Origin of the sequence: Synechococcus sp. R5-15 (genome assembly GCF_047462035.1) — a bacterium.
Taxonomy (GTDB): domain Bacteria; phylum Cyanobacteriota; class Cyanobacteriia; order Thermostichales; family Thermostichaceae; genus Thermostichus.
The window spans coordinates 35817-42254 of sequence record NZ_JANSIK010000108.1; the positions used below are offsets into that span (position 1 = coordinate 35817).

6 protein-coding genes are annotated in these 6438 nt (G+C 58.1%); 3 read left to right on the forward strand and 3 right to left on the reverse strand.

Annotated elements, in window-relative coordinates; genetic code table 11:
- Nucleotides 1-130: 130 nt before the first annotated feature.
- Both NW839_RS09975 and NW839_RS09980 read right to left on the reverse strand, forming a co-directional pair.
- Nucleotides 131-892 carry an SH3 domain-containing protein gene (locus NW839_RS09975; protein WP_414349787.1) on the reverse strand — a complete coding sequence of 254 codons (762 nt, stop codon included), beginning with the start codon at nucleotides 890-892 and terminating at the stop codon, nucleotides 131-133.
- Between the two features lie 226 nt (nucleotides 893-1118).
- On the reverse strand, nucleotides 1119-1499 hold the full coding sequence (locus NW839_RS09980; protein ID WP_414349786.1) for a hypothetical protein: 381 nt from the start codon (nucleotides 1497-1499) through the stop codon (nucleotides 1119-1121).
- Between the two features lie 476 nt (nucleotides 1500-1975).
- Here NW839_RS09980 and NW839_RS09985 point away from each other — a divergent pair, with 476 nt between their 5' ends.
- A complete protein-coding gene (locus tag NW839_RS09985) occupies nucleotides 1976-2695 on the forward strand; it encodes a response regulator transcription factor (protein WP_011433617.1) in 720 nt (239 codons plus the stop codon).
- A gap of 56 nt (nucleotides 2696-2751) precedes the next feature.
- Here NW839_RS09985 and NW839_RS09990 read toward each other — a convergent pair whose 3' ends face one another.
- Nucleotides 2752-3600, reverse strand: coding sequence for an ABC transporter ATP-binding protein (locus NW839_RS09990; RefSeq protein WP_414349813.1), 849 nt, complete (start codon nucleotides 3598-3600; stop codon nucleotides 2752-2754).
- A gap of 443 nt (nucleotides 3601-4043) precedes the next feature.
- On the opposite strand from NW839_RS09990, the gene NW839_RS09995 reads away from it, so the two are divergent.
- Both NW839_RS09995 and NW839_RS10000 read left to right on the forward strand, forming a co-directional pair.
- Nucleotides 4044-4322, forward strand: a complete 279-nt coding sequence (locus tag NW839_RS09995; RefSeq protein ID WP_011431115.1) for a hypothetical protein — start codon at nucleotides 4044-4046, stop codon at nucleotides 4320-4322.
- 60 nt (nucleotides 4323-4382) lie between these two features.
- Entirely contained in the window at nucleotides 4383-6008 is a 1626-nt protein-coding gene (locus NW839_RS10000) for a TM0106 family RecB-like putative nuclease (protein WP_414349785.1), read from the forward strand.
- Nucleotides 6009-6438 lie beyond the last annotated feature (430 nt).

A 6438-nucleotide genomic window follows, 5' to 3' on the forward strand; every position in this document is an offset into this window, starting at 1 on the left:
TGTTTCACCAGTTCCCCTGCCAAGGACTCGGTCCCGATGACGCAAACGGCACTGCTCTAGCGAAACACAGGCTTCCCTGGTGTTACAATCCCCCACCAGGGCATCTGTAGGGCTATGCCTATGGCAAGGGCTACTCCTGCGCTAAATTCCCCGCCCGCACCCAACCTTCCTGCCCATTCTGACGGCGAATGCGCTGCCAACGGCCATCTTCGCTGAGGCCCAGCACCGTCACCACCTCGTTCATGGGCACACCACCAATGTAGGTTCCCTCCCGCTCTGGAGTGGCCCGCAGCGCCAAGCCAATCGGCTCAATCACCCGTCCCTGCCCACCTACTGCCACCATGGGGGGTCGAGTCGGCAAAGGAGTTGATTCAGGGTTGGGTTCAACCGTGGGAGCTGTAGAAGTTGAAGCTGAAGCACCATCCACAGGGCCCAAATTGCCGGCGCGCACCCAGCCCTCTTGTCCGTTCAACTCCCGCCGCACCCGTTGCCAACGACCATCGGCGCTGTACTCCAACACCGTCACCGTTTCCCCCACCACAATTCCCCCTTGGTAGGCTCCATCAACAGAGGGCTGGCTGCGGATGGCCAGGCCAATGGGCTCGATCACCCGCCCGCGGCTGCCGGGGGGAAATCCCTCAGGGTCAACAGTGCCTGCAGCAGGGCCAGAGGGGGGAGAGGGAAAACTGGCTGGGCGGGGCAAGGGATCCAAGCGCACCGCCTGCGGAAATTGAGGCGGGGCAGGGGGGGCCAACATGGGGGCGACGAGCTGCCACAACTGCCAAGCCAAGGCGGCCAGAGCCCCAACCGAGACACTCACCACCACCAAGGTGCCCAAGGGAAAACCGCCAGAAGCAGGAGAAGAACGGCCTCGCATCGGGTAGTTAGCCATCCGAAATACCTTCCCGCAATGCTGCAGGCAAGAATCCGCAGAGAAGATGGGATCCCCGTCAAAACCGGGGATTTACGAAAGCCAGAGCACGACTGCTGCGCAACGCTGACGTGATTGCATCCCAATGTATCGTGTTCCGCAGCGCTCTTGCTAGGCCTGTGCAGAGGAATCGCAACGCTGACGGGGCGACGCGACCCCAGAGGGCAAGGGCGTCGGAGATTAGCTTCTACTTATTGGTGTTGGTGAACTTATTCTGCCAGTCGGTCGTCAAAATCTCTCGGCCAAATACCCATCCTGCCAGAAGGAGGGGCAATGCCAAGCCCAGAAAGCCGAAAAGACTGACCACCTGAGCCACTTGCCGCTGGGCTTTTTTTCTCCTGGGATCCGGGATGTTGTTAGCAGCCAGCACCACCTTAGAACAGAAAGCCACCACCACCGCCCCCACCGGCCCCAAAACCAAAGAGGGCCACAGCCAAGCCGCCACTTGCGAGAATGCGTAGGCTCCGGTGAATGGGATAATCACGAAACAAGCCAGCTCCAGGATCCCCCACGTGAAGAGGGCCAACCAGACATCTTTGCGGAAGACTTCATCGGGATTGGTGTACATAAGCCTCCGGGATAAACTGCCACCTGCCACACTAAAGCGAGACTTTGAGACAGGAACAGCAGCGTCACAGCTTCCAGATTAACTCCAGGTGCTAAGGATCTTGCTTGACGGATCCTCCTTACGCTACTTTTCCCCTTGGGCAATTCAGTTAAGATAATGCCCAAGATTCTTGGATAAGCCTCCGTTAATTTGGAGAGAAGGGCAGCCTTGACAAGGATGAACTCCCCCTGTGACCCCATACGTAAAGACTTGAAATAAGATTTAAGTGTTCAATCACTCATGAATTGCCTGCGCCTGTGGCCCTTTCCAGCCGAGGTTGGGGTCAAGCTTGCCCTGTTGAGAGGGCTCTTTATTCACCCGCGAGCCGAGGGCCCATCGCCTCTGCACGATTGTTGCCCATGAGCTGCCGAAGGGATCCCCACACCCCAACGCCCTGCAACCTTGTCTCCTGCTGACTTCGAGAGTGCCAAGCTGCCATGTCACGCATCCTCATCATCGATGATGATCCCAGCATTTGTGCTCTACTGCAGCGGTACTTGCAGCGGCAGGGGTATTCGGTTGAGGTGGCGATGACGGGGGCCGAGGGCTTACAGCAGTTGCGCGCTTTTCAGCCGGCCTTGGTAATTTTGGATCTGAACTTGCCGGATGTGAGCGGCTACGATCTCTGCCAGCAAATGCAAAAAGAGACCGGCGTGTACGTGTTGATGTTGACCAGCCGCGTCAGCCCTGCTGATAAGTTGCACGGATTCCAGTTGGGGGCAGATGACTACCTGACCAAGCCCTTCAGCCTGCCGGAGTTACAGGCGCGAGTGCAAGCCATTCTGCGGCGGCAACGCATGAAGACCGAAGTTGCCAGCGCACCGGTCTTGACCTTTGCCTCTTTGGTAATCGACCCGGAAACCCGAGCAGTCATCCGCGAGCAGCGCCTGATCAACTTAACAGCACTGGAGTTCGATTTGCTCTATGCTATGGCTCGACATCCGGGGCGGGTTTGGCGACGGGCTGAGCTGATTCAAGAGGTGTGGGATTTTAACCACGAGGGAGATGAACGGGTGGTCGATGTCCACATTGGCCAAATTCGCAAGAAACTAGAGACTGATACCAGCCAACCGGAGTTGATCCGCACCGTGCGTGGAGTTGGCTACAAGTTTGAGCCCCCCGCTCCGAAGGAGGGATGGGGAGAGGAAAAACCTTAACCCCCAAATAACTCTCCCCTCTTCACGTTGGGAGAGGGGCCAGGGGTGAGGGCCCGTTAATCCAAGCGGCGGCCTGTCAAACGCACAAAAATGTCTTCTAAGTTGGCCGGGCGCACCATGAGGCCGGTTTTGTCAGGTTCAGCTTCCAACTGCCGCTGAGCTTCCGCCAAGCTGGGGAAAAAGGTGTACTCCACCTCCCGGCCAGGACAGGAGCGCACCAACAGAGCCTCTCCATACTTGGCCCGCAATTGCTCGGTGCTGCCCAACTCGATTAACCTTCCCCCATCCATGATGCCGATGCGGTCGCACAGCTCTTCTGCCTCCTCCATGTAGTGGGTGGTAATCAGCAAGGTCATGCCCTGCCGATTGAGATCCCGCAAGATCTCCCACAACAGCCGCCGCGCCTGGGGATCCAATCCCACGGTGGGCTCGTCCAAAAACAAAATCTGGGGGCGATGCAGTAACGCCCTGGCCACCTGCAAGCGTCGTTTCATTCCCCCTGAGAGGGTTTTCACTTTGTCTTGCCGGCGATCCGCCAGCCGCACATACTCCAGCCATTCATCGATGCGCCGTTGCCGCTCTGGGTTGGAAATGTGGTGCATACGCCCGTGAAACTCCAGGTTTTCCCAAACGGTCAGCTCTGCCTCTAGGGTGATAGGCTGCAGAACTACGCCAATTTGCTGCCGCACCGCCACCGGATCCCGCACCACGTCATACCCCCCCACCCGGATGGATCCCTGGCTGGGTCGGGTAAGGCTAGTAAGCATGCGGATGGTGGTGGATTTGCCGGCGCCGTTGGGCCCCAACAGGGCAAACACTTCCCCCTGGGGGATCTGCAGGCTCAAATCTTGAACGGCAACCTGCTGCCCAAAGCGCTTCCACACCCCCTGCATTTCCACCGCCACTGTCTTGGTTTGGGGCAAGGTTGGGGCCGTCGAAAGAGCTGTCACAGTCCGCTCCGGTAAAGTGTAAAGAAATCTTTATTCTCCAGCATACGCCAGCCGTGTCAGCAAGCTGCAGGTCTTATCAGGGATCCCTGCCCTTGGCAGTAGTTTATGCTATCCCTTCAAGTCTTCCGTGGCTGTGATCTCGTTCCCTGTGGTTTTTCTCCAAGCTCTGCAAAATAGTATACGTTGCACCTGAAGGGTGAGTTACGTCCGCAGGGCAGGGCGTGATCGTACAGCAGATAGGGGAAGTCGCACTAAATAGCTAGTGCTGTATCTGTACGTATGGGTAACAATAAAGACACAAGCTTGAGCGGGCTGACTGTTCGGCTTGGGGCTTTTTCTTGGTGAAGTGACTTCCCTTCAGCGCCCACCGATAACCTCTACTAACCAATGTAAGGAAAATGCAGAGCAAAGACCGGTTCGACCAAATTGACTTCCGGCTGGATCGCCTGGTTGGGGCTGTGTTGACCTTGGCCGAGACCGTCAGCTTCGTCAAGGATGACCTGACCCATCTGAAAGCCATTGTTCAACAACAGGTGCTGATATCCCAGGAGCAGAGCACTTGGCTGGGAGAGTTAAAGGCAATATGTCAACAGCAAGCCGATACAGCTCGTCGCCAATCTGAGACGATTGAGCGGATCATCGCCCATCTCCTGCCCGCTCAGGATCCCAAGTCTTGAAGGATCAGAGGGCAGCCTGGGGGCGTGCCACAATGGCAGCAGAGCTGAGGTTGTCCGCCGTTGGAGTGCCAGGTTGCAGCAGCAGGACAGGGTTCTGTTGAGGCTGAGGAGCTGCTTGCTTTTTTTCGCTGCCGACGTTTGCCTTACCTGGATCGGGTTGGCCCTCAAGAGGCCAAGCTGCCGCCGGACAACCTGCTGGAGCAATGGCGGCGGGATCGCCAAGCCCTGGCAGCCGCTGTGTTTGAGCGATTCCCCGGAGAACGGGTTGCGCCGGGCAATGAAGCTCTCTTGGCAGCCATGGCCGACGGGGCGGAGCGGATCTACGGCGGACGGATTGCCGCAGAGCTGTTTTGGCAACCGCAGGAAGATCTCAACTGTACTGCTGAGGCAGAGCTGTTGCAGCTTGCTTCTGAACCTGTCCCTCACTCCTCCTCTCCAAGGGATCCCATCCCTGCCCCAGAAGACTGCGAGATGGTGCCCGCTCTTGCGTTGCCGCCTGAAGCTGTTCCAGAGGGACGTTCAGTTTGGGTGAGCAGCTCCCTGGATCTGCTGATTCGGGATCCCGCTCTCGTTGGCAGAAGTCGCCACGCTGCCCGATCCTCTTACCTGCCGGTTCATATTCGTATCGGCAAACGCCCCAAACCGGAATACGAATTGTTGCTGGCTTTGCAGGCAGAGTTGCTCGGATCCCTGCAGGGAAACGTTCCCAAGCGGGGCATTTTGATCCTGAAAGATGGGAAGTGGCACCCCGTCCACCTGAGCCGCCGACGAGCACAGGTGCGGCAATTGCTGCAGGAGTACCTGCACTCCCTCAACCAGCCGGAACCACCGCAGGTGTTCATGGCCCGCAGCCGCTGCCATCTTTGCCACTGGCGGGAGCATTGTCGCCAGTTGAACGCCGCCGCTCAACCCCTCAGCCTGCTGCCGGGCGTAACGGGATCCCGCTATCCCCTTTTGCAAGAGGCGGGGATCCACTCGATTGAAGCCCTGGCCAACGCTCAGTTGGATAGGTTGCAAGCCATTCCCAAGTTGGGATCCGGCGCGGCCCTGCAACTGCAGCTGCAAGCCCGTGCCACCCTCAGCCGGCAGCCCCTCTGGATTCAATCCCCCCCGGAAACCCTGCCCACCACACCCGTAGAGCTGTACTTCGATATCGAGGCGGATCCCCGCCACAACGTCGCCTATCTGCTGGGCCTGCTGGTGGTGGAGCAAGCCGAGGGGAAAAAGGTTGCGAGCTATCACAGTTGCCTGGCCGCCGAGCCGCGGGAAGAAAGGCAAGCTTGGGAGCAATTCTTGCAACTGGCACAACGCTATCCTGACGCTCCCATCTACCACTTTCACGGCTTTGAAGTGCAGACCTGCCGACGGCTGGGGGAGCAATACCGCACGGATCCCCGACAGCTGCGGCAGTTGTTGCAGCGCTTTGTGGATTTACAGGCCTGGGTGCAACGCTCGGTGGTGCTGCCGATCGAGAGCTATTCCCTGAAAAACATCGCCCGCTGGTTGGGGTTTCAGTGGCGTCTGCCGGATGCCAATGGCGCCCAGTCCATTTATTGGTATAGCCAATGGCTGGAAACTCGGGAGCGCAGATATTTGGAGCACTCGCTTATCTACAACGAGGATGACTGCCGGGCTACCCACCGCCTAAAAGACTGGCTGTCCCAAGGAGTCCTCCATGCCGAATGATGCGAATAAATTGACAAAGACGGCCTATCCCCAGCCGCAAATGCCGCAGCTTGCGCCGCCAGTCTTGTGGCCAGTTGCTGAGGTTTCGTTTAGAATCAGGCAGGACTGTTTAGTTTATCAGGGGAATCCCATGCTGTTGAAATCTCATGAATCTCCTCGCCATCAGGGCAGAAACCGTCGCGGTCGTGGGGGATCGGCACGCAAGCGCCAACTGGACAAACGGAACCGCGCCTTGATGCAACGATTACGACAACGAGAGCAAGCTCTCAACTCTCGATCTTCTCGGCAGGGGCAAGTTAACCCTGCCTTTTTTGTGCTTGCTTCTCCTTGGCCTGGCTACGAGGGATCCCGCTTGGCTGCGTAAACTACCCGGCTCCGACCGCTAAGCGGTACGGAGCGGGCTTTCAGTAGCCCTGAGCCTGCTCTGCTC